Origin of the sequence: Mesorhizobium sp. M7A.F.Ca.CA.004.04.2.1 (assembly GCF_004022825.1) — a bacterium.
In the GTDB taxonomy this organism is placed as follows: domain Bacteria; phylum Pseudomonadota; class Alphaproteobacteria; order Rhizobiales; family Rhizobiaceae; genus Mesorhizobium.
Window position 1 is genome coordinate 1 of record NZ_RZPH01001118.1, and the last position, 1868, is coordinate 1868.

Below are 1868 nucleotides of genomic sequence, written 5' to 3' on the forward strand. Positions count from 1 at the left end.
CTCCAGATCGGCGGCGCGCACGACGAAAGTATTGGCCGGCAGCTTTGAGTTCTGCACGCCGAGCCAGTATTCGAAGTCGAGCCCCTTGGCGATCCATTCGGCGCGTAGGCCTTCCCACGACAGGGCAGCGTCGCCCTGGCCGCCGGCAAGAGCCGTGCCCCATGTCGGCCAGCCGGCTTCGACATATTTGACCTTCTTGATGTCGACGCCCTGCGCCGCCAGCAGCGGGTCGGTGATCGACTGCCAGGCGGCGGAGCCGAGCAGGATGGTCTTGCCTTCCAGCTTCTTCAGATCGTTCGATCCCTCGCCCTTGCGGAAGGCGATGCTGAACGTGTCGCGGGCGCCCATATGGAACACCGACTTCAGCTTCATGCCGTTCTGGATGGCGAAAGAGAACACGCCGGGCGACGGGAAGCCCATATCGGCCTGGCCGACATCGACGAACTTCACCGTCGCGGTGCCGTCCGACGGCCCCGGCTGCATGTCGGTGTCCAGCCCATCGAAATAGCCGGCCTTCTTGGCTGCCCAGTAGGGATAGTCGTCGAGCACTTCGAGCGTGCCGCGCGGCGAGATCCAGGTGAATTTTCCGTAGGGTTCGGCCCTGGCCTTGAGGCCGGTGGCGCCAAGCGCCGTCGCGGTCACCAGCCCGGCGCCGGTCACCTGCAGGAAGTAGCGGCGGCTGATGCCCGCCGGGCTGATGGAGTTTTCTTTGGTCATAGCATTCCCCTTTTTTGTTTGATGTCAGTCTCTTGCCGCCGCCTCCCGGGCGCGCCGTCATATCCCTGTGTTCAAGCCTCCCAGCTCGCCCATTTCTTGCCGATCAGGAAGAACAGCACGTAGATCAGGATGCCGAGCGTCGACAGGATCAGCACCACGGCGAAGAACTGCGGCATCTGGATCATCGACGAATAGGTGGTCAGCCGGTTGCCGAGGCCGAAGCCGCCGCCGACCATTTCGGCGCCGACCGCGGTCAGCAGACCGAAGATGGCGCCGATCATCAGCCCGACCAGGATCATCGGCAGCGCCATCGGCGCTCGGATTTTCCAGAAGATCTGCAGGGTGCTGGCGCCATAGGAGCGTGCCAGCGCGATCTTGGCGCTGTCGACGCGGCGAAAGCCGGTGGCGGCATTGATCATCACCATCGGCCCGGCGGCCAGCGCCACCGCGATGATGCGCGGCGTGTAGCCGAAGCCGAAGCGCAGGATCAGAAGCGGCACCAGTGCCAGCATCGGCGTGGTGACCAGAAGCAGGATGTAGGGCGCGACGATCTTCTCGGCGAACGGAAACTGGGTGATGACGGCGGCCAGCACCAGGCCGATGATGGCGCCGATGGTGAAGCCGGACACCAGCTCGACGAGCGTGTAGCCGAGATGCGGCGCGATCAGCGGGAACTCGTCGAACAGCGCATAGGCGATCGAGCTCGGCGGCGGCATGATGTAGAGCGGCACGTGGAACAGCCGCAGCGCCAGTTCGATGCCGCCGATGATGATCACCGCCACGGCAAGAATGGCCGCCACCTCCTTGCCCGACTTGATGCCGGGGCCGCTGGCGAAGGCCGACAGATTGGTCAGGCTGACCTCGTGGCCGTCGGCAGACTTGGATTTGGAGAATTCCGGAATGGCGTCGCCTCCGCTCACGGCCTGATCCTCACGATCTCGGCGCTCGCGCGCTCCGGCGCTTTTGGCCGCGTGCGTTCGCCGACAATGTCCATCTTGATACGGTTGGTGAGGTCGAAGACCTCCTTCGTCGCCATGATCTCCAGCGAGCGTGGCCGCGCAAACGGCACGCGATATTCCTTGGCGACGCGGCCCGGCCGGGCCGCGTCGCCAAGGAATATCGCGTGCCGTTTGCGCGGCCACGCTCGCTGG

The 1868-nt window shown here is 64.8% G+C and carries 2 protein-coding genes and 1 pseudogene; all 3 read right to left on the reverse strand.

Annotated features, from left to right (window positions below; genetic code table 11):
* Nucleotides 1–717: ABC transporter substrate-binding protein (locus tag EN893_RS31945; RefSeq protein ID WP_164901297.1), on the reverse strand; the 717-nt coding region annotated here is incomplete at its 3' end.
* 71 nt (nt 718–788) lie between these two features.
* On the reverse strand, nt 789–1637 hold the full coding sequence (locus tag EN893_RS31950; RefSeq protein WP_127267335.1) for an ABC transporter permease: 849 nt from the start codon (nt 1635–1637) through the stop codon (nt 789–791).
* Nucleotides 1634–1868, reverse strand: a pseudogene (locus tag EN893_RS31955) (hypothetical protein); the annotation flags it as partial. The gene EN893_RS31950 and the pseudogene EN893_RS31955, both read right to left, overlap by 4 nt.